Origin of the sequence: Tolypothrix bouteillei VB521301 (genome assembly GCF_000760695.4) — a bacterium.
Classification (GTDB): domain Bacteria; phylum Cyanobacteriota; class Cyanobacteriia; order Cyanobacteriales; family Nostocaceae; genus Scytonema; species Scytonema bouteillei_A.
Genome location: NZ_JHEG04000001.1, coordinates 9278902 through 9299321, shown reverse-complemented (window position 1 = coordinate 9299321; position 20420 = coordinate 9278902). Strand labels below are relative to the sequence as shown.

Genomic DNA, 20420 nt, shown 5'->3' with positions numbered 1-20420 from the left:
TTGTATGACAGCAGTACTAATGAACCCTCCCGTTCCGCCCAAATTTACAAAAAGAGACGAAAGAAGAGCCGTGCAGCAGTCTAAAGTAAAAATTCGTTGCCGCTTGCAAGATTTAATTGATGCTCAAGGCATGACGAGATCTGCATTGGCTCAGGCAACAGGACTTACAAATGCAGCTATTCGAGGACTGTGCGAGAACATTGCAAAGCGCTATGATGCCGATACTTTAGCAGTTTTATGTGATTTTTTTGGGTGTGGAATGGGTGAGTTGTTTGAAGTTGTTCCAAAGGAGGGCAAGGAGAGTTAGTTTATGGATTTGATTGCGTTTAATAAAATCGATCCGAAGCAGCTACCGTCATTACCAATTGAGTGGAGTAAAGCATTTCCAGAATGCTCTGCTGTCTATTTCGTGCTATCTCAACACAGTGAAGTTCTTTATATTGGCAGTTCGATAAACTTGTCACAAAGGTGGTTGCAACATCACAAGCAACAAGAGTTAGAGAAACTTAAGAACCTTAGACTTGCTTGGATAGAGATAAATGATGAAATATTATTGAGAAAAGCGGAAACTAGATTGATTGAGTATTTTAAGAACCAGAAAGCGCACCAAATCAGAGCCATCTTCAGAAGAAGCAGCGATTTATCGCTCTGTCGCTAAAATTGGAGGGGTTGTATGGCACACCTAATCGCCCTTCCATGTCAATCAATTGGCTTGTTTTCAGTATTATTGTAATATTTGTCACAGTATTCCTTCTCATCCGACTGCGGTTTCAACGGAAACAGCGAGGCTCCTCTGCGATCGCCACCTATAAAAGCGATCGCATTTTAACTGTGTTAAACCAGGAAACACACCAGCTTCAACAAGCAAGAAAATCAGAAAACAGCAGTGGAGATCTCCAGAAATTAGATGTCAGCCAAAATAGGACAAGTGTTACAAATTCGCGCTCGCAGATGTTTTCTAAAGAGGATCTCGGACAAGAGGAAACAAAATTAACGTTAACTATAACACTCCAAGAACTTTTAGTGGCTCAAAGATGGGAAGAAGCTGACCGAGAAACACTAAAGATTATGCTCCAACTAGCAAATCGAGAACAAGAGGGTTGGCTGGATGTAACATCCATACAAAACTTTCCACAGCAAGATTTACGTGCTATAGACCGGCTTTGGGTAGAAGCTTCCAAGGATCGCTTTGGGTTTAGCATTCAACAACAGATTTGGCAAAATGTAGGTGGAAAGATAAAACCTGATGATAAGATTTATGAAGCATTTGGCAATCTTGTTGGATGGCGGGTGCATCAGAAGTGGTTGCAAGTGCATGAATTGACCTTTCATCTTTCATCCCCGGTTGGGCATTTACCCGCTACTGCTGTCAGGCTCGGTGGCTTGGGTTGGGGTGTTGCGGGTTTCTGGTGGGATAGAAGAGATGCATACGTATTTCTCCTTTCTCAGAAAGACTGGTAGTTGTCATGGGTTGGATTCAATATCCTTATATCTCAATATTGACTGAATCCTGTACTTAACTCTTATTATAAAATATGGAGCTATCAAGTCAGCAATTAAGAAAACTACAAAATGCTTTAATTGATGCCTTTCCTACTAAATTTTATCTGGAGGTGCGATGCTCGAAGATGCCACTACACGATACGGCAGTAAGCGCTGTAATCGCTTCTTTATCGCACTCACAAGCTCTCACCTATACCCAGTCAACAGTGTTTGTTGAGTTAACAACAATTATTTTCTAAGTATTTGTAACGTATTCAGACAACTTACCAAGATCGTCAAATCTAATACCGCGCTCGTAAACCTGTGAAAAAAGATGATGACCAGTAGAATCATGTTCTCTTAGCCATATTAAGCTTTTCTTTGGTCCGAAATACCATTGTCCGCGTAACTCGAAGTATATCTGTAATAAATCAATAGCAAGCCAATAGCGCCGATATAAAGACTCAACGTCTGAACTCTTCGCTCGCTCCAGCATTTTGTCCACCCACTGCTTTGTGTGCTGTCTTTCAGAAGAAGAAAGTGGCTTTGGACCTTGCTCAATACGCTGCTGTAACTGTTTTAAAAAAGCTTCTCCATGCCCTTGTGAATCGTAGAGACAATAGCCATCTGCAATCCGTAATAACTCATCACTAGAGGCTGACATTGCATCGGAACCATATACCCATGCATCAAGATAAAGTCCTTCAAACTCACGCGCATCCTGAATTGGTGTAGCACCATCTACAAAGCAAACAACATCAATATCACTTGAAGGAGTACAATCCTTTCTAGCACGCGAACCATAAAGAATGATGGTATGTGGCTTGTATTTTTCCTGCAAATCTATAATAAGTCTTGATAAAAGATCGTCCATTTTTTGATTCACGTAGTTGGAACTTGGTAAATCTTACCACTGATGTGAAGCACGATCGACCAAGCTTAAGCCTTCTGCGATAAGCGATCGCTGTCCTAAATGATTTACAAACACCTCTTCCTTGTCTTCTGTTTAGATCTCAAATAGGATTGCTATATAACCGGGGTAGAAATCAGTTAGCCTCATGACTTTAGAATTTTGTATAATTTTTTAGATTATTCCACTTATAGAAATGAGTGATACCAAGTTACCTATTGTTCTGGTGGTTGAGGATAGCCCTGATGATTTACTTTTTATTCAACGTGCTGCTGTAAGAACCAACTTACAGATGATCCTAAAAAACGTGACAAACGGGAACGAGGCTGTGAGCTATTTGCTCGGTGAAGGTTCTTATGCAAATAGAGAGATTTACCCATTTCCAAACATTATTTTAACAGATACAAGAATGCCTCGTATGGGAGGGTTAGAGCTAGTAACGTGGATTAGGGAACAAAATGATTTTAAGGATTTACCGATTGTTGTTATGAGCAGTTCTACGGATACAGATAATGCGGATCGCTTTACAGCCGTTGGCATTAACTTATATTTTGTCAAGCCTATGTCTGTACGGGGTTTTGAAGAAATTTTAAGGGAAGTTGTGTCGTTACTATCTCAGAATCCGCACTAATCGAGTGTATATTCTGAAAGCGATAAGCGAAGCTTAACGGAAGACAGCCATATCGAACTTCATCAAAACATTCAAATAATAATTTCTCTCCTCAGGTGGATGTTAGGAAAAATTTTCAGTCAAAATTTTGATTTTTTTCCTCCAATAGCAGGAAGTTCATATTATCTAAAATTTGTACCTTAATTAACGAGTGAAGCTCAACACCAAGCTGGTCTGATGAACAGTTGATATTTTCACAATCGTCTTTTACCGCTTCAGAATAGATTGTGAATTTATAAACTGAGTGCAAGAGCATTTTTTGCACCATCGGAAAAAGTAGTGTGAGTCCCAGTCCATTTGTAGGAGGTTGTCATGATGTTTAGAGTAAACCGCGTACAGCTACAGAAAAACTTGAATGAAGTTCAATATCCGGTCAGTAAGAAAGACTTAATTTTTTATGCTGAGGAGAAAGGTGTTGATGAAAGAGTCCTTCGGGCTTTAAGGCATTTACCAAATCAGCAATACGAAACAGCTACGGATGTGAGCCAAGCAATGGGCATGATGGCATAGCTTGATAAAATCAGGCAGTCATCCCTTATCTTTTTCCTCTGCGTACTATTGGCTTCTGCTGTTAAATAAAATACTTTTAATCCGCAACAGACGCTAGATCGCAGAGGAAAGAACTGAGAAGGCTATCAATCTTTTGAAGTTTTTATTGGGAGCATCCCAAATTTACTATATTGCCCTTAGAGTAGAATTCACCGACGGTAGGCGCTATCTCAGGAGTGGAGACCTAGGCGAACAACCTACGGTTTACACACAAGTCTCCTAAAATCCCTTTTGACAGTTTCGATCCCCCCTAGCCCCCCTTTTTAAGGGGGAAAATTGTTCAAGTCTCCCAATTTATTGGGAGTTTTAGGGAGATCTCTAAAGATGTGTACACCACCGTAGAGGCGAACAACGGGGGGAACTCAGAGCAGTCGCCTAAACGGGGGGAAACCCCGCAACTTACTGCTCTCGGCAAAGCGCTGCCTCGGCTATACACCCTAAGCCTTTTATTTTCATTTCCCTCCTCAAGTAGATACTTCTGACAAAGAATTCTTGTTATCTTTAAATTTTTAATTCAGAACCTAAGAAGAATGACAAAATTCCTTATCTATGGAACTTACACCAGTAGTTATTATCTGGTTTGTGCTTGAGACTTTAGCAGGATCGCAATAATCTAACAACTAACCAATTACACATATTATATTATGAATAGGCTTAAAGAAATTCAACTAAAGCTAAAGTTCTTTTGGGGTTCTCTCTTTTACTTCAAGTACACGCCTCATGCACTTCTTTATTCTCGCTTGAGAGATAACATAGAACGCAAATTTTTCAAGTATTCTACAGAAAAAGGTTTTAATAAGCCTGGAAAACTGACTCATACCGAACTTACAGAAAAAGGTGCTAATTTCTATTTTGAACTTGCAGAATTACAAATTTCTTTTCTGACTGAAGAGTTAATTCGAGTCGATTGGAAACCTGGTATACCACCTATTCCTTATGGCATTGCCCGCAAAGATTGGCAGGATGTGAAAACTCACGTAGAAGAAATAGAAAACGGTGTCTCCATCTCTAGTGCCAAGCTAAAAGTTATTGTCAAAGAAGATGGTAGTTTAAAGTTTTGTGATTCCTCAGGACAAATATTACGTGAAGAATTTGCCCCTTCTTGTAAAAATGAAGGATGGTTGCATCAAGCACAATTGCGACAAGAAGAACAAATATACGGTCTTGGGGAACGATTTTCTTCTCTTAACTTACGTGCTGCCAAAGATGAGAAGCAACAACCAAAAACATACCGGATGTGGAACTATGATGCTGCAGGTATGTATGGTCCCGGTTCAGATCCAATGTATCTGTGTATTCCCGTGTATTTGAGTTTGCATTCCTCTGGCAGTTATCTCATCTTTTATGAAAATTCTTTTGACGCTTATTTTACCTTTGGGGAAACTGCTGTTGCTAATTTTGAAGGGGGATCGCTGCGTTACTACTTTACTTATGGTACACCCGCTCAACTTTTAGAACGCTACACAGAGTTAACAGGGCGTGCTGCTTTACCTCCCTTGTGGGCTTTGGGGTATCACCAATCTAAATGGGGATACCGTACAGAAGAAAAAATCCGAGAAGAAGCCCGAGCATTTCAAGAACGCAATTTGCCTTTAAGTGCGATTCATTTGGATATCGATTGTCAAGTTGGCAACAGAGCTTTTACGATCGATCCCGATCGCTTTCCTAAATTAGGAAGTTTTACACAAGAACTCAAAGAACTTGGGGTGCAATTTATTGCTATTCTCAATCCCGGTATTAAGTACAGCCGTCACAGTAATTTATTTTTAGAAGGTCAAATACTGGACGGCTTTTGCAAACTCCCTAACGGAAAACTTGTTGTTGCACCTGTTTGGCCTGGGTGGTGTGTATTTCCAGATTTTACTAACCCCAAAGTTCGTGCATGGTGGAGTCGGCAATATCAGTATCTGCTGGATGTGGGTGTCGCCGGTTTCTGGCACGATATGAATGAACCGGCTGCTTTTATTGCTTGGGGCGATCGCTCGCTTCCCAAAGTAACGCAACATTATATGGAAGGTAGGGGCGGGGATCATCGCGAAGCACACAATGTCTACGGGTTACTACAGGCAAAAGCAGCATATGAAAGTTTGTGCCAATACCATCCCCAGCAACGCCCTTTTATTGTTTCCCGTGCGGGCTGGGCTGGTCTTCAGCGCTACGCTTGGACTTGGACGGGTGATGTAGAGTGTACCTGGATTGCGTTGCGTACAACTATAGCAACAGTCGTAGGTTTGGGGCTTTCTGGCATTCCTTATAGCGGTCCCGATATCGGTGGTTTTCAGGGAAATCCTAGTGCTGAGCTTTACTTGCGGTGGTTCCAAATGGCAACCTTTTTTACGTTTTACCGCACCCACTCTTCTAATAATGTGGAACACCGCACGCCTTGGACTTATGGAGAACCTTATTTAAGTATCATTCGGCAATATTTAGAACTCCGTTACCGATTGCTTCCCTATTTCTATACCTTGTCTTGGGAAGCAACACAAAAAGGTTATCCTCCCGTGCGTCCTCTTTTCTGGTCTGCAACGGATGAACCCGAACTCTGGTCTGTGGAAGATGCTTTCTTGTTGGGTGAGGCGTTACTTGTTTGTCCGATCGTACAAGAAGGAGCGCGATCGCGACAAGTGATTTTACCTAAAGGTTTCTGGTATAATTTTTGGGATGATACAGCTTTAGAAGGTTCCCAACAAATCACAATCGAAGCACCGCTAGAACAAATTCCCCTGTTCGTTTTGGCTGGAAGTATTTTACCAATGGAGGAGAAAAAGCAATTAATTCTCCATATTTACCCTCCTGTAGAAGAAGACAGCCGTGAAACCGTTCTCTACACTGATGCAGGTGATGGCTATGGAGAATCAAGAGTAGATAAGTTTGGGATGACACGTTCCGAGAACGGTCTGGAAATCACTTGGACAGAAGAAGGGAAATATCCTTTCCCCTATAAATCGATGAGCCTACACGTACATGGAATCAAACTGCAACAAGTGTGGGTTGATGGAGAAGAGGTGACTTGCACCGGACAGATATTGGAGTTCCCAAACTTAGAGGGGGGTGATGTCAGCGATCGCTTCCATCAGGTTCGCATCCAAGGCTAGGGATTGGGACGTGAGCCCTCATGCTCCCAAACTATTCGATATCGGTGGGCATTGCCCACCCAACTAGCCGAAAAATTAAAAAAAGAAAATGATATTTTGTCATCTCTCGCTAGACATAAAATTGATTTAATATTTGCAACAAAATATTCAGATAAAAAAGTAATGCATATAATTTTCTTTAAAGAAAATTCATATAATTATGATAACTTATGTTAAGCATTTGAAATTTATTTCGATGAAGGATATATGTTGGATGGAGGTCGTACTTCATAATTGTTTATCCATAACTTGTTAGACCAAGCTGGCTTTGTTAAACGGTTACGTTCAGAATTACACAACTCGCAGTAAAACGTAATGGAGAGTAGCAATGCTTGTTGCTAAAAGAAGTCTTCCTTGAAGAAGGTTGACTTATGTGAAGGTTACGCGTTAAATTCTTAACAATATAGATTCGGTCTGCCTAATTCTTGGTTTGCCTTAGACACAGTGTTCCCGTAGGTAAACTTGAAGCGGAGGAACCACCGTTGGGGCTAATCTTTAAAAAGGATAGAGACTTAAGTATAAAGGATAAATAAGAGGTCCTTTTTCTCACATCATCCTTTAAACTTTATATTTCATCCTTGTTAAAGAGGGACATCTCTCAGTCCTAGCCCGTCAGCTAACTTCGTCGGCATTGAGAGGAGACTGAGCGAACAGCATTCTTAACAAGTAATGCCTTGTTCTCGTCGGTATCCTTGGCTGGTATCTGTGCGCTTCGTTGTACCTGCCCTTAGCTTTGGGTAAGGGGTCATATTACCTCCACTCAGATATCTGAGGCAGGAAAGATTGCCATGTGGTGAAGTTTAACTATGCTACTGACAAAAAAGCATCGTATCGCTTTGATTTCTGTGGATGGAGATCCTGCTGCAGAAATAGGACAAGAAGAGGCTGGTGGACAAAACGTGTATGTCCGTCAGATAGGTTACGCACTAGCTCAAAAAGGTTGGCAGGTGGATATGTTCACTCGCCTCAGCAGTCCCGAGCAAGCAGCTATTATCCAACATGGAACTAACTGTCGAACAATTCGGCTAAAAGCTGGTCCGATAGAGTTTATAGGTCGGGATAGCCTGCTAGATTATCTACCTGAATTTATCGCAGAGTTTCAATCATTCCAGCAAAATCAAGGTTTTCAGTATTCTCTGGTTCACACTCACTATTGGTTGTCTTCTTGGGTGGGTATGGAACTAAAAAAGCGGCAACCATTGATTCAAGTGCATACATACCATTCATTAGGAGCAGTGAAATACAGCACTGTTTCTGACGTACCAGCAATAGCTAGTATCAGACTAGCTGTAGAAAAAAATTGTCTGGAGTGTGTCGATCGAGTTGTTGCGACTAGCCCCCAAGAACAGGAACATATGCGAAAGCTAGTTTCTTCTCTTGGACGCATAGAAGTTATTCCTTGCGGTACCGATATTGAGAAATTTGGCTCGGTTGAACGCTCTCAAGCACGTCAAACATTGGGTATTGCTCCTGATGCAAAGGTTGTACTCTACGTTGGTCGCTTTGATAAACGCAAGGGTATTGAGACACTTGTGAGAGCTTTTGCAAAGTCAAGTTTGCACTCTGTCGCTAACCTACAATTAATTATTGGAGGTGGCAGTCGTCCCGGTTATAGTGATGGAATCGAGCGCGATCGCATCTCTGGTATTGTGTCTGAACTTGGACTGGAGAATTACACAGCCTTTCCAGGTCGTCTAGATGAGGCTGTTCTGCCTTTATACTATGCAGCGGCTGATGTGTGTGTTGTCCCCAGTCACTACGAACCTTTTGGTTTGGTTGCCATTGAAGCGATGGCGAGCCGAACTCCAGTTGTTGCCAGTGATGTTGGTGGTTTGCGATTTACAGTAGTACCTGAGGTAACAGGATTGCTTGCTCCTCCCAAGGATGAAGATGCTTTTGCCTTAGCTATTGACCGCATTCTAATCAATCCAGAATGGCGGGATCGCCTTGGTGAAGCAGGTAGACAGCGTGTAGAAATTGCTTTCAGCTGGCAAAGTGTTGCCTCCAGATTAACTCATCTTTACACTCATTTGTTACCAGAAGTTGTCACCACACAAGAACAAGAGAGAAAACCTCAGGTTGTGGCTTGACAAGCGGTCGGCGAAGGCTTGAATTCGCATTCTTCCATCGCTCTATCAAGGAAGTTGCAATCATTTCACCGCCTCAAGCGATCCCCGTTCAACCAATTGTCAATATTCTGTAGCAAACGTAAAAAACAAACCGTTCCGTCTATCTAGTCAAGGAGTTATGACAATGTTAGAGATTGGTGACTATGCACGCCATCAAGTGACCGGGCTAATTGGTCAAGTTGTTGGGTACGGTCATGAAGTCGTACAAGGAGTTTATGTAACGACTCTCAAAGTAAGAGAGATTGCTAACGAAAGCCCCGATCGCAGCAGATTTTTGGAAGATGTCTACTCCGAATGGGTGCGAGTGGAGATAGAAGCAGTTCCTACTCGTATTTCCTCAGAATCGGTAGAAAGTGAGGTCGCATTGCAAGCATAAAAGCATAGTTTTACAGCCATTTTCAAGGTAAATAAACCACAGTAGTAAGGGCGCGGCGGTCTTGCGCCCTTACTACTGTGGTTCATTTAGGTGAAAACTACTGTAATTTGCATAGATGAATGCGCTGTGAGGTAAGTTTTTATTTGGAAATTCCAGAACTGCAAAGGATTGGTGCTGACCAAGGACTGTGAGACGTGACTGAGGCTGGGCGAGCTGTTAGAAAAATCTCTCCCTTTTGATTGACTGTCCACCCAGTTGCTTCTGTAACGCTCTGTTGTATAGTAGTTTTTGATACAGTCATACCGTGTAAGTTGGAGTTGTTTGTTTCACTAGATGCAGGCGTTATCCAATTCACCAATACTGCATCAGAAGTGAGATTTTCATTGGGATTGGGAGGTAAGCCACCACGTCCAGTTATAGTGAATTTACTTTGAGTCAGATTTGAATGATTGCAGTTTTGGGATATTTGAGTATCAACAGGTACTGTTGGTAGGTTAACTGAATCAATATTTGGCTCAAATTCAAAAGTGTTCAGTTCTACGGAGCCGTCTGTGCCAAACTCCGAGCTGGCGTTAATTTCACTGATGGTATCATCCGATGACAACTGGGTACGATTTTCCAATCCATAAATACCCGCAGCGTTAATTGTAATACGACCCCCACTACCTTCGACGGCTTGGGCGATGATATCGCTATTTTCTTTTAAGACAGCTACAATAAAACCATTAGATGCATTAATAGTAATGTTACCTCCTTTGCCTCTTTCTCCGGCTTTGGCAGAGATTTGCCCGTTATGGCGTAGTTGCAAAACTTTCCCTACATTTAATGTAATGTTGCCACCATCAGTTAATTCTGTACTGGCAAATATCCCACTGTTAGGACCAGCGTAACCAAGTATATACTTGTAACCATCTGTGGGTGAAACACCAGCACCCAGTACAATCTGAGGATAACTGTTGTTATAAGTTTGTTTTATTTGCTCAAAGACTGCATCGTAGTTAGAGTTACTCCCTGAAATCAGGATGCGATCGCTGTTTTTTATGCTAATGTTACCAGCATTGCCACTACCTGCAGCATTAGTTAGCAGTTGTCCGCCACTTGTGAGTTCAACAATCTTGGCATCAATATTAATATTCCCACTGTTACGGGCGTTTTGACTTTGTGCTCTTATACTTGCCCCATTTGATACCCGTAATGTACGAGCTGTAATATTAATATTACCTGCCTGACCGATTGATTCGTAATTACTAGTTGCTGTTACAACAGTATACGGAAAAATTTTGGTAAAATCGCTACTGTCAACGTTAGGGTCATGCAATGGATCGATGCCCGATATTTCGACTGTTTCTACAGCATCGATATCAATACTACCAGAGTTGCCACCACTCCTTTCCGAGCTAGCTTCTATGAGTGACCCATCAATTATGGAAACAGATTTCCCACTGATTTTGGTGTTACCTACATTACCCGATCGCTCGCTCAAACCAACATTGTTACCAACGAGACTCCGTTGGATAATCACAGGACCATTAGATTGGATTGTGATGGAACCAGAATTGCCTTGAGTGGTTCCAGCATTCAGAAAGCTATTTTCAGTTATAGAGACCGCATCATTTCCAATAAGCGATATATTTCCGCCATTTGCTCTTGCACTGACAACATACGCAGACTGCAAAAAAATAGAGCCCTTGGCTGTTAGAGAAATGTCTCCACCACCAGATGATGTTTGAAGACCGTAGGTAGAGATGATAGCATCGGGAAAGAGTTTATCCTGCCCTATTAAAGCTATAGAGCCAGTTGTGGCAGAAAGCGAAACTTTTCCAGACGGTCTGTCTGCACTGCTACCAGCATTTAAGGCTGGAAAAACACCACCATTTATATTACGATTGGTTATGTAAATTTCTCCTGCTTTAATAGTAATATCACCTGGATTTCCTCTGGTATCTGAGTCAGCAATCACACTCAGCAAGCTGTTGGGAGCGTTTGGCGTGCGATCGCCTGAACCACCATGCGTTGGATCGATACCTGATATTTCTACTCTTCCCGTGGCATCGATCTGAATGTTACCAGAGTTACCACCATTCGCTTCGGATCTCGTCTCTAACAAAGACCCCTTGATTATATAAACCGCTTGGCCAGCAATCTTGATATTACCTGCATTACCGGATTGTTCGCCGCCAACGTTATTACCAAGCCAGCTGCGATCGATAGTGACGATCCCGTTCGACTCGACTGTAATGTCTTTAGCATCCCCCGAACCAGTACCACCATTGAGGAAACTGTTTTCAGTTATTGACACCGAATCTTTGCCCACAACTGAGATAAGTCCTCCGTAGCCACCAGTAGCATTTAGATAGGCGTTATTTAAATAGACACGATTTGCTTCAAGCCTAATATCTCCACCTCCTATCTGCTTGCCAAGATAGTTATAAGTGGAAATGACTTCATCCAAGGAGTTAGTATCTTGTCCGAGTAACTCCATTGAGCCCGTAGCGAACAGTGATACGTTTCCAGCACGCCCAGTTCCTAACGAACCCGTGTTCAACGCCGCAGGAATGGATGAGCCAGACTCCGGTGTTGAATCACTCGCTCGATTGTTGATTTTTATTGTACCCGCATTGATATTAATATCGCCTGCATTACCAATCGCATTTTCAGAAACAACATTTACGACCCGGCTTGGGTAGTTGATGCCAATTAAATCTGTTGCATTCAGGGTAATATTTCCCGAAGACAAGCCCGTTGCTGTCAAATTTTCCCCAATACCAGCAGAAATGAGGCTTTCACCCGAAATATTTATGTTTTTCGCAATCATCTCTATACTACCCCGACTGCGATCGCTCACATCTATCTTTGCATTGATAAGAGATATATCTGCTCTCTCCACAGTTGGTGGAATATCCAAGGAAAGATCGCTACCACTCACTGATAGTCCCACCGTTCCCCGTTCCGCAACCGCCGCCAACTCAATCCGACCATTTGCTGCTTGTACCGAACCGCCATCCAACGCTATGAATCCACCAACAAGTGCCAATGTTCTTTCTGGTTGAACTTGAAGACCAACAGCAGTCCCATTGCTATTGGTTACTGTAGATTGATTTTGGATACTCCCAACCTTCCCCCCGAATTGCAGACCAGTAGGAACGCTAACAGTCAAGAGTGGTTTTGTTTGAAGTGCGTTTGTAGTAAACTCAAAAGCATCAGCAAATTTGATTTGACTTGCCGTACTTGCTAGAAATGAACCACGGATGTCCAAACTGGCATTTTTACCAAATATAATGCCATTGGGATTGATAAGAAACAGATTAGCATTACCTAAAACACTCAGTTTTCCCAAAAGTTGAGATGCATCCGCCCCCGTGACGCGACTCAAAATGTTTTGAACTTGAGATGGGTTAGCAAAATAGACCTCTCGTCCTTCACCGATGTTGAATTGCGAAAAACTGTGAAACAAATTAGTTCCGCGAATTGCTCCACCGTCAATTCGGTCAACTTGTGCGTTTACAGGTGTGACTACAGAATTCTCTTCACCCAAGGTATTATCAGCTAAAGGTCTGAGTTCTTGAGCAAGAGTGGAATTTGCAAAGACAGCAATTATGCCTTCTAGGACTAACCAAATTCCCAAGTTCAAGAAGGCAGTAGGCAGAGGGCAGGAACCATTCCTTCTGCCTCCTGCCTCCTGCCCTCTGCCTTTTCCAGTAAGTTTCCAACCAATTATCCATCGCCCCATCATTTTAGGCTTTGCCCTCTAATAAGTAGAAATAATAAATGATATAAACTTTACTAAACTTAACCATATTGCCAAGCAAAGTAAAGAAATGTAAATTATCAGTAGGGTAAGCAATTGCCCGATTTATTAAAGTCATCGCAATATATAGAAACATGACAGCAACCTTACAACAGCGCCAAAGCGCCAACGTATGGGAGCAGTTCTGTAACTGGATCACCTCCACCGAAAACCGCCTTTATGTCGGCTGGTTCGGCGTGTTGATGATCCCTACACTGCTCTCCGCAGCTATCTGCTTCATTATCGCATTCATCGCTGCTCCTCCTGTAGACATCGATGGTATCCGCGAACCCGTTGCAGGTTCCTTGCTCTACGGCAACAACATCATCTCCGGTGCAGTTGTTCCTTCTTCTAACGCCATCGGTCTTCACTTCTACCCCATCTGGGAAGCGGCTTCCTTAGATGAGTGGTTGTACAACGGTGGTCCATACCAGTTGGTAATTTTCCACTTCCTGATTGGCGTATTCTGCTACTTGGGTCGTGAGTGGGAATTGTCCTACCGCTTGGGTATGCGTCCTTGGATCTGTGTAGCATTCAGCGCACCTGTAGCAGCAGCTACCGCAGTGTTCTTGATCTACCCCATCGGACAAGGTTCTTTCTCCGACGGTATGCCTTTGGGAATCTCTGGAACCTTCAACTTCATGTTGGTGTTCCAAGCAGAGCACAACATCCTCATGCACCCCTTCCACCAGTTAGGTGTAGCAGGTGTATTCGGTGGTTCTCTGTTCAGCGCAATGCACGGTTCTCTAGTCACCTCTTCCTTGGTACGTGAAACAACCGAAACCGAGTCACAGAACTACGGTTACAAGTTCGGACAAGAAGAAGAGACCTACAACATCGTCGCAGCACACGGCTACTTCGGTCGCTTGATCTTCCAATACGCATCATTCAACAACAGCCGCAGTTTGCACTTCTTCTTGGCAGCATGGCCAGTAGTAGGCATCTGGTTCACCGCACTGGGCATCAGCACCATGGCGTTCAACCTCAACGGCTTCAACTTCAACCAATCCGTGATTGACTCCCAAGGTCGCGCTATCGGAACCTGGGCAGACATCCTCAACCGCGCTAACCTCGGTATGGAAGTCATGCACGAGCGCAACGCTCACAACTTCCCTCTCGACTTGGCTGCAACTGAAGTTGCTCCTGTCGCAATCAGCGCTCCTGCTATCAACGGTTAATCATTAATTCAGAGGCGCGGTTCACCGCGTCTTCAGAAGAGAAAAAGCGCTCCTCATGAGAGGGGCGCTTTTTGATCTTGTATTTCTCCTATTAGGATGCTGTTGGCGTCGGATAATCTCCTCATTTTCAGGCTGAGCTTGGAAACGAGAAATTGAGAGATTATCGAACTTACAAACGCTGTAACTCAACAGTTAAACTCCGGAGTTGTGATGAGTGGGGAGGTAGTAGCGCCGAAGTTCCATTACGACAAGCGATTTCCAGATCGTAAGGAATATTGGTACAAGGTTCTAGCACGAGTACGTAATGATTCTGCCAACCGCCAAAACTAGCAAACACCCAAACATATGGAAAATCAGCAGTATCAAAACTCATGAGCAAAGTAGAAGCCGAGCGCTGATTGCGAATTCCGCATTGCCCTACAGCCAACTGAGAACTATAATAAAATTCCTGTAGTTGTGACGATCGCGGTGGAATACGCTGTACGTTGACTTCACTGCCATCGGCTGCAAAAGCTTTGGGAAAGGGAGTTTTTTCCTGGCGACCAATAATTTTACTGAATTCCAGAACAGCAGGCTCAATAGTGCAGTCTGGAAGGAGAACTTCATCTCCTTCTTCAATAGCTACAGCTGTATGTTGCTTAAATAAAAACGGAATGGTTTCTTCCGACTGATTTTTAAACAAATACTTTATAGTCGCTTTTGCTTGCTTTTCATCAAGAGTAATGGTTTTTTCTACCTGCACTGGTACTGTTTGACAAGCAAGTGCCATCTTGACACTTAAATCAGACTTTTCCAACAATTCCCAAGCTTGCGACCACAATTCACCGTGATCGACCAAGTGCCGATTCTGGAAAACACCCGCCGCATCATTGGGAAAAATTTCATCCCAACCACCAGTCCAATTGCCATCAAAAGATGCACCCACTTCAAGGTTGCGGGATAGCTGTGGATCGTAATCTGAAGGATGCCACAGCCACTCGTGTCCTGTTTTCAAATCTTGCAACTGGTCGATGCGACCGCCAAGGTCTGGTCTAATGGAAAGTTGAATTTCAGAATTTTTCAGGGTAATTGTCATTCCTGGAAAGCGCGATCGCGGTTTTATTGCCAATCAACTCAGAAATTCTACAATTGCGCGGAAATACGTGCTTCTATCGTAGGAATTAACCTCGGATTCTACTGCACAAGCCAACTTATCAAACTCGGCATAACTTTTCTAGGGAATAGGCAAAGAACATAGCTCATAAGGCTTAGCAAAACAGTTCTTCGATCTAAAAAGTTGAGTCTCATTGAGTAAATTGCTCGGGAAAACCAAAGGATTTAAATCAGCAGGAAAGATGAAAAATTCTAACCCATAGAGGCATCCCTTATGGTAAAGCGAGATAGCTTCTACCAAGGGGGAAAACATAATTGGAGTCCACAAGCACAATCTGCTGCTGTAAAAGTAGACAACGACGCGGCTCGTTGCGTACTCATACTGCGGGAGAGGAGTTTGCCAAGGTGAAACCATACTAATACCAGACTCATCTGTCAAAAGGTAGAAGAGGTGTTATCTATCATTTGACTTATAGATACAAGTGATAACAACTACCTTTAGCTAGTTGCTTCTTTTCTAGATGTAATAATGATTATCTAAAAGTACTAGAAGGTTTAAGATGAAGCTCAGTAAAAATACAGGAAACTGCAAGACAAGCTTTTTACTTACCCCAAACTCTGGTAACAAAAATCGAGCCAAGCACGAACAAGAAAAAGTATAAACATCGTTATGAAAGAGCTAAAGTTTTGTTAAGATGCTTATGCTAGTATTTCATCACGAAAAACGCTTATCAAGGTGTGAAGAAATCTGTAAGTACTAGCACCATTGAGTTAAAAAGATCGGACAATGAGCAGCTACATTTTCTTCGACGATGCCCTTCGGATACTTGTAAACGCCTTCCTGGCTTCGGTTTTCTTACTTATTGCTGTTTCTGGCATAGGTTTGGCAATCATCGAAACCATTGAAAAATCGGGCGATCGGGTAGACACAAAGCGATTGAATTAGGATCTACTTACCTAATTTGATACTAATAAATTTTACGTATACCAGAAGTTTTACTCCCTTTAGCGAAAAGTGTGTTTTTTGTCAAGAACCATAAAGCAGAAGTGTTCGTTTGTGAAAAATCTTGGGAACACTAAAGCATAAGAGTCTCATAGCGCTGCACTATCCACCAACAGCGATCCAAGCACGGGTAGAGGCACTGCTGATGAGACACCAATTAGGGAGTAAACAACAATGGGTCTATTTGACAAAGTGTTTGGCGCACACAGCCAAGTCTACGACATCCTTACGCCAGCAGAAGCATTTGCTGCTATCACCTTGGCTGCAACTGCCTCAGACGGATATCTTTCTGATGAGGAGGCTCGTAGTATTTCTGCTACGCTGTCTCGGATGAAGCTCTTCAGAAGTTATTCCAATGATGTCATCAACAGAATGTTCGACAAGCTTCTTGGTATTCTAAGAAGAGACGGTTTAGACGCTTTGTTTAACTTAGCAAAGGAATCTTTACCTTACGACTTGAGGGAAGCAGCTTTCGCAGTCGCTTCGGATTTGGTGCTAGCTGACGGTATCGTGACTCGAGAAGAGCAGGATTTCTTGAACGACTTGTGTCATGCTTTGGATATTTCTCGTAACATTGCTACCCAAATTGTGGAAGTGATGGTAATTAAAAACAGGGGCTAATGCTTTTCTATTTTGAAAATAGAGAATAGGGAGCGGAAATCGGGAAGAGAGATTTTCATAACAGCCAAAACTCATATAGACTCAGTTCAAGAGATTTTTATACATTAGGCTTGCCAAAGGAGTTTTATCTCTTTTGGCTCTACATACATGGCTGGTCAGAGAGTCATGCGATCGCTGTTAAAATTTCCGGGCTGTTCCGGAAAACTTAGAACAGTATTAACATTTAAGGAATCTTGTCCTACTTATGGGCGGGGTACGCCCTAAGTGAAGTCACGAAGATTAAAATTTAGAAAATATGTCTTTTTCTATCACTCTCAGCCAACTAGTTAAAATTCTTTCTGCCCGCTCGGCCAATTTATCTGAAAATGAGCTAGCAAAATCGAGCATCGGTATACAAACAGACAGCCGTATTATCAAGCCTGGTGAAATATTTGTAGCTTTACGCGGTGAAAAATTTGACGGACATGAATTTATTCAAAAGGCAATAGACAAGGGTGCTTTGGCGGCTGTTGTCGATTTTGAATATGAGAATGCTGAATTTCCTATCTTGCAAGTCAACGATACGCTCTTAGCTTATCAGAAAATTGGTAGATGGTGGCGGGAGCAGTTTCAGATTCCAGTTATTGGGGTCACGGGTTCTGTAGGTAAAACCACTACTAAGGAACTTATTGCTGCTGTTTTGGCGACAAAAGGAAAAGCCCTGAAAACCTATGGCAATTACAACAATGAAATTGGAGTGCCAAAAACTCTGCTGCAATTGGCTCCGGAACACGATTTTGCAGTCATTGAAATGGCGATGCGCGGAACAGGACAAATAGCCGAACTCACTCACATAGCGAATCCCACTATCGGAGTGATTACTAACGTTGGCACGGCACACATTGAGCTTTTGGGTTCAGAGGAAGCGATCGCTCGAGCAAAATGTGAGTTGCTTGCAGAAATGCCTAAAGATAGTGTAGCAATTCTCAACCATGATTGTCCGTTATTAATTGAAACAGCAGCGAAAGTGTGGCAGGGAAAAGTTTTAACCTACGGTTTGTCGGGTGGTGATATCCAAGGCAGACTCGTTGATAGTGAAACCATTGAAGTTGGTGGGATACAGTTACCCTTACCTTTACCCGGACGCCACAATGCAACCAACTTTCTAGCAGCTTTAGCAGTCGCGCAAGTGCTGGATATAGATTGGTCGTTTTTAGAATTGGGTGTGATGGTCGAAATGCCAGGAGGACGATCGCAGCGTTTTACTTTATCCAATGATGTGGTTATTTTAGACGAAACCTATAATGCTGCACCAGAAGCAATGCAAGCAGCATTAAACTTACTAGCAGAAACACCCGGTCATCGACGGATAGCCGTACTTGGTGCAATGAAAGAATTGGGAGAGCGATCGCATCACATTCACCAAAAAGTAGGAGAAACAGTGCGAAAATTAAACCTAGACGCTTTGTTAGTTTTGGTGGATGGAAATGATGCCCAAGCTATAGCTGAAAGTGCAGAAGGCGTACCCTGTGAATGCTTTTCAACTCACGGAGAGTTGGTCGATAGGTTAAAGACATTTGTACAAGAGGGCGATCGAATTCTTTTTAAAGCAGCACACTCCATAGGATTAGATAAAGTTGTCAGTCAGTTCCGGACAGAGTTTAACAGTGACCAATGACCAATGACCCCCCTTTTTAAGGGCAGGGCTGTTTCATTCACTCTCTTAAGGATTTTGTCAAGAGTATTAGCCAGAAATTTTCGGCAGTCGGTGAGCGAAAAATGACAAATTCAATCACTAAATTTAAGTGCGTTAGCGCAGCTTGCCGAAGGCATCGCTCTTCTCATGAGCAAACAAAATTTTTGAACTACCTGATTTTTTTGGTTCATACGCTTGTAAATTCAGTCCTTATAGGGAATGAAACAGCCATACTTTTTAAGAGGGGCTTTGCGTCAGTTTTAATATTTAATAAATTTTCTACGTAGCACTGAGTAATTTATGTGTTGATGTCGCCATGGTTTCGTCACAATGAAGCAATATGTTGTTTATTAAAACTTGTCTTTTATGTAAATTTTAAATAAGTTTATATCGGGTTAAAAACGTATTGAAAAACTGCTGTTATATTTGTTTTGGGAAATATATTGTGCGGAAAACAGACTATTTCTTAAGGTAGCCAAATCTGTGCGCTTTATTAACTGAAACAACTTTCTTATGAAGAAAATTAGCAGACGTGTAGAGCGACAAATTATTTGTCCGTGACGACGAATTATTTGTCGCTCTAGAACAAATATTAAAAGCGGGCGATGGGACTCGAACCCACGACGTTCACCTTGGGAAGGTGACATTCTACCACTGAATTACACCCGCAAATAGTTAGTATTGTTATTTAATTTAGTATTGTAGCACAATTTTTTAATCTCGGCTAGCGTGTGGTAAACTTCTTTACAAGATATCAATAATTTTAGTTGTGCTTGATACAGGGCTTGAACTTTTGTCATCTTGCCACATTTATCATAAATTGATATAAGAAAAACGAATTTAACTTCTCAGTATTTTTTGTTCGCTACACGGGTAAAAGTAGCGAATGCAAAATGGGACACAATGTAAAGTTATGTTAAAAAGTTGCGTCAATGAAGAAGCTCATTGTCTTTAGACGTGAGGCACAGGCTGAATTTGACCAAGGAGAAAACGAATCAATATACTTATAATTAAGCTAAGTTGGCTCTACTGTGTAAAACAGTTAGGACGCTTTCTTATTAGCTGGATGTCGGATTTGTTATGTCTAAACCAAAAATTTTACAAGAAGGAACTAGTTACACTTTTCGTTCTTACTTCGAGTTACCTTATGAAACAGAAGATATTTTAGCTGAATTAGGTTATAGCTTTTCACGAGCGCGTATTACTTTACCTTCTTCTCAACGCATACCACAACGTTTACCTGAATTACGTCAGCAAATTGAGGAGTTGTTACCACTAGTTACTTTATCGAGCGAAACTGCACGTCGAGAAATTATGGTAGCACCAGTACTTTCGGAACTAGCGCGTTTTTGTAAGTGTCAAATGCGTTTAGAATATCCTCTCCAGGTAAATTCTCGACTCAAAGGTAATCTAGATTATTTACTGCGAAATATGAACGCAGATGAAAGAGGTAAAAGTTTTCTGGTAGTTGAAGCTAAAAACGACGATTTATCAAGAGGTTTTACTCAACTATCAGCAGAGTTAATTGCTTTGGCAATAGCAGAAGAACAAGATATTCTTTATGGTGCAGTTACAGTAGGTGATACTTGGCGTTTTGGTTTATTAGAACAACAACATCTCCATATTACTCAGGACATTAGTTTGTATCGCGTGCCTGATGATTTAGATGTTTTAATGCAAATATTGATTGGAATTATTGAATAATGAAATTGCAAAGGACTTTCCCAGGCGGAACCTGGGAAAAAGTTGCTCGTTCTGATTCATTAATTTGCCAACAAGACCCTTACGGAAGTTAGAGATCTAAGCCGAAGCAA

The 20420-nt window shown here is 42.1% G+C and carries 16 protein-coding genes, 1 tRNA gene and 1 riboswitch; of the genes, 13 read left to right on the top strand and 4 right to left on the bottom strand.

Annotated features, from left to right (window positions below):
• Nucleotides 1-4: 4 nt before the first annotated feature.
• From HC643_RS38060 to HC643_RS38050, 3 genes are read left to right on the top strand one after another with little or no spacing between them, the layout of a single operon-like run.
• Complete coding sequence (locus HC643_RS38060) at nt 5-307, top strand: helix-turn-helix domain-containing protein (protein WP_038076552.1); 303 nt, start codon at nt 5-7, stop codon at nt 305-307.
• A 3-nt stretch (nt 308-310) separates the two neighbouring features.
• Nucleotides 311-658, top strand: coding sequence for a GIY-YIG nuclease family protein (locus HC643_RS38055; protein ID WP_038076542.1), 348 nt, complete (start codon nt 311-313; stop codon nt 656-658).
• Between the two features lie 38 nt (nt 659-696).
• A complete protein-coding gene (locus HC643_RS38050) occupies nt 697-1461 on the top strand; it encodes a GUN4 domain-containing protein (protein WP_050045478.1) in 765 nt (254 codons plus the stop codon).
• A gap of 277 nt (nt 1462-1738) precedes the next feature.
• Here HC643_RS38050 and HC643_RS38045 read toward each other — a convergent pair whose 3' ends face one another.
• The gene (locus HC643_RS38045) at nt 1739-2356 is read right to left on the bottom strand and encodes a nucleotidyltransferase domain-containing protein (protein ID WP_038076539.1); all 618 of its coding nucleotides are present in this window, start codon (nt 2354-2356) and stop codon (nt 1739-1741) included.
• 232 nt (nt 2357-2588) lie between these two features.
• Between HC643_RS38045 and HC643_RS38040 the strand changes: the two genes are divergently transcribed.
• From HC643_RS38040 to HC643_RS38020, 5 genes are all read left to right on the top strand, one after another.
• Complete coding sequence (locus HC643_RS38040; protein ID WP_038076537.1) at nt 2589-3023, top strand: response regulator; 435 nt, start codon at nt 2589-2591, stop codon at nt 3021-3023.
• Between the two features lie 351 nt (nt 3024-3374).
• Entirely contained in the window at nt 3375-3572 is a 198-nt protein-coding gene (locus HC643_RS38035) for a DUF2795 domain-containing protein (protein ID WP_237266043.1), read from the top strand.
• Between the two features lie 683 nt (nt 3573-4255).
• Nucleotides 4256-6706 (top strand): glycoside hydrolase family 31 protein, encoded by a 2451-nt coding sequence (locus HC643_RS38030; protein ID WP_038076533.1) that lies wholly within the window; start codon nt 4256-4258, stop codon nt 6704-6706.
• A gap of 460 nt (nt 6707-7166) precedes the next feature.
• Nucleotides 7167-7391: riboswitch (cyclic di-AMP (ydaO/yuaA leader) on the top strand.
• 160 nt (nt 7392-7551) lie between these two features.
• Complete coding sequence (locus HC643_RS38025; protein ID WP_038076532.1) at nt 7552-8835, top strand: glycosyltransferase; 1284 nt, start codon at nt 7552-7554, stop codon at nt 8833-8835.
• A gap of 157 nt (nt 8836-8992) precedes the next feature.
• A complete protein-coding gene (locus HC643_RS38020) occupies nt 8993-9250 on the top strand; it encodes a hypothetical protein (protein WP_237266042.1) in 258 nt (85 codons plus the stop codon).
• A 139-nt stretch (nt 9251-9389) separates the two neighbouring features.
• On the opposite strand, the gene HC643_RS38015 is transcribed toward HC643_RS38020, so the two are convergent.
• Nucleotides 9390-12983 carry a two-partner secretion domain-containing protein gene (locus HC643_RS38015; protein WP_050045480.1) on the bottom strand — a complete coding sequence of 1198 codons (3594 nt, stop codon included), beginning with the start codon at nt 12981-12983 and terminating at the stop codon, nt 9390-9392.
• Nucleotides 12984-13132: 149 nt separating this feature from the next.
• Between HC643_RS38015 and psbA the strand changes: the two genes are divergently transcribed.
• A complete protein-coding gene (gene psbA, locus HC643_RS38010; RefSeq protein ID WP_038076523.1) occupies nt 13133-14215 on the top strand; it encodes a photosystem II q(b) protein in 1083 nt (360 codons plus the stop codon).
• 169 nt (nt 14216-14384) lie between these two features.
• Here the strand turns inward: psbA and HC643_RS38005 are convergent, their stop codons facing one another.
• The gene (locus tag HC643_RS38005) at nt 14385-15323 is read right to left on the bottom strand and encodes an aldose epimerase family protein (RefSeq protein ID WP_137986193.1); all 939 of its coding nucleotides are present in this window, start codon (nt 15321-15323) and stop codon (nt 14385-14387) included.
• A 771-nt stretch (nt 15324-16094) separates the two neighbouring features.
• Between HC643_RS38005 and HC643_RS38000 the strand changes: the two genes are divergently transcribed.
• From HC643_RS38000 to HC643_RS37990, 3 genes are all read left to right on the top strand, one after another.
• On the top strand, nt 16095-16253 hold the full coding sequence (locus HC643_RS38000; RefSeq protein ID WP_038076519.1) for a hypothetical protein: 159 nt from the start codon (nt 16095-16097) through the stop codon (nt 16251-16253).
• Nucleotides 16254-16484: 231 nt separating this feature from the next.
• On the top strand, nt 16485-16931 hold the full coding sequence (locus HC643_RS37995; RefSeq protein WP_038076517.1) for a tellurite resistance TerB family protein: 447 nt from the start codon (nt 16485-16487) through the stop codon (nt 16929-16931).
• Nucleotides 16932-17226: 295 nt separating this feature from the next.
• Nucleotides 17227-18588 (top strand): UDP-N-acetylmuramoyl-tripeptide--D-alanyl-D-alanine ligase, encoded by a 1362-nt coding sequence (locus HC643_RS37990; protein ID WP_038076514.1) that lies wholly within the window; start codon nt 17227-17229, stop codon nt 18586-18588.
• 615 nt (nt 18589-19203) lie between these two features.
• Here the strand turns inward: HC643_RS37990 and HC643_RS37985 are convergent.
• Nucleotides 19204-19275: transfer RNA gene (locus HC643_RS37985), tRNA-Gly, on the bottom strand.
• A gap of 411 nt (nt 19276-19686) precedes the next feature.
• Between HC643_RS37985 and HC643_RS37980 the strand changes: the two genes are divergently transcribed.
• Entirely contained in the window at nt 19687-20310 is a 624-nt protein-coding gene (locus HC643_RS37980) for a hypothetical protein (protein ID WP_038076513.1), read from the top strand.
• Nucleotides 20311-20420 lie beyond the last annotated feature (110 nt).

Excerpts from the sequence above, each read along its gene's own strand:
- HC643_RS38060 (WP_038076552.1), top strand. The coding sequence starts at position 5 with ATGACAGCAGTACTAATGAACCCTCCCGTTCCGCCCAAATTTACAAAA.
- HC643_RS38055 (WP_038076542.1), top strand. The coding sequence starts at position 311 with ATGGATTTGATTGCGTTTAATAAAATCGATCCGAAGCAGCTACCGTCA.
- HC643_RS38050 (WP_050045478.1), top strand. The coding sequence starts at position 697 with ATGTCAATCAATTGGCTTGTTTTCAGTATTATTGTAATATTTGTCACA.
- HC643_RS38045 (WP_038076539.1), bottom strand. The coding sequence starts at position 2,356 with ATGGACGATCTTTTATCAAGACTTATTATAGATTTGCAGGAAAAATAC.
- HC643_RS38040 (WP_038076537.1), top strand. The coding sequence starts at position 2,589 with ATGAGTGATACCAAGTTACCTATTGTTCTGGTGGTTGAGGATAGCCCT.
- HC643_RS38035 (WP_237266043.1), top strand. The coding sequence starts at position 3,375 with ATGATGTTTAGAGTAAACCGCGTACAGCTACAGAAAAACTTGAATGAA.
- HC643_RS38030 (WP_038076533.1), top strand. The coding sequence starts at position 4,256 with ATGAATAGGCTTAAAGAAATTCAACTAAAGCTAAAGTTCTTTTGGGGT.
- HC643_RS38025 (WP_038076532.1), top strand. The coding sequence starts at position 7,552 with ATGCTACTGACAAAAAAGCATCGTATCGCTTTGATTTCTGTGGATGGA.
- HC643_RS38020 (WP_237266042.1), top strand. The coding sequence starts at position 8,993 with ATGACAATGTTAGAGATTGGTGACTATGCACGCCATCAAGTGACCGGG.
- HC643_RS38015 (WP_050045480.1), bottom strand. The coding sequence starts at position 12,983 with ATGATGGGGCGATGGATAATTGGTTGGAAACTTACTGGAAAAGGCAGA.
- psbA (WP_038076523.1), top strand. The coding sequence starts at position 13,133 with ATGACAGCAACCTTACAACAGCGCCAAAGCGCCAACGTATGGGAGCAG.
- HC643_RS38000 (WP_038076519.1), top strand. The coding sequence starts at position 16,095 with ATGAGCAGCTACATTTTCTTCGACGATGCCCTTCGGATACTTGTAAAC.
- HC643_RS37995 (WP_038076517.1), top strand. The coding sequence starts at position 16,485 with ATGGGTCTATTTGACAAAGTGTTTGGCGCACACAGCCAAGTCTACGAC.
- HC643_RS37990 (WP_038076514.1), top strand. The coding sequence starts at position 17,227 with ATGTCTTTTTCTATCACTCTCAGCCAACTAGTTAAAATTCTTTCTGCC.
- HC643_RS37980 (WP_038076513.1), top strand. The coding sequence starts at position 19,687 with ATGTCTAAACCAAAAATTTTACAAGAAGGAACTAGTTACACTTTTCGT.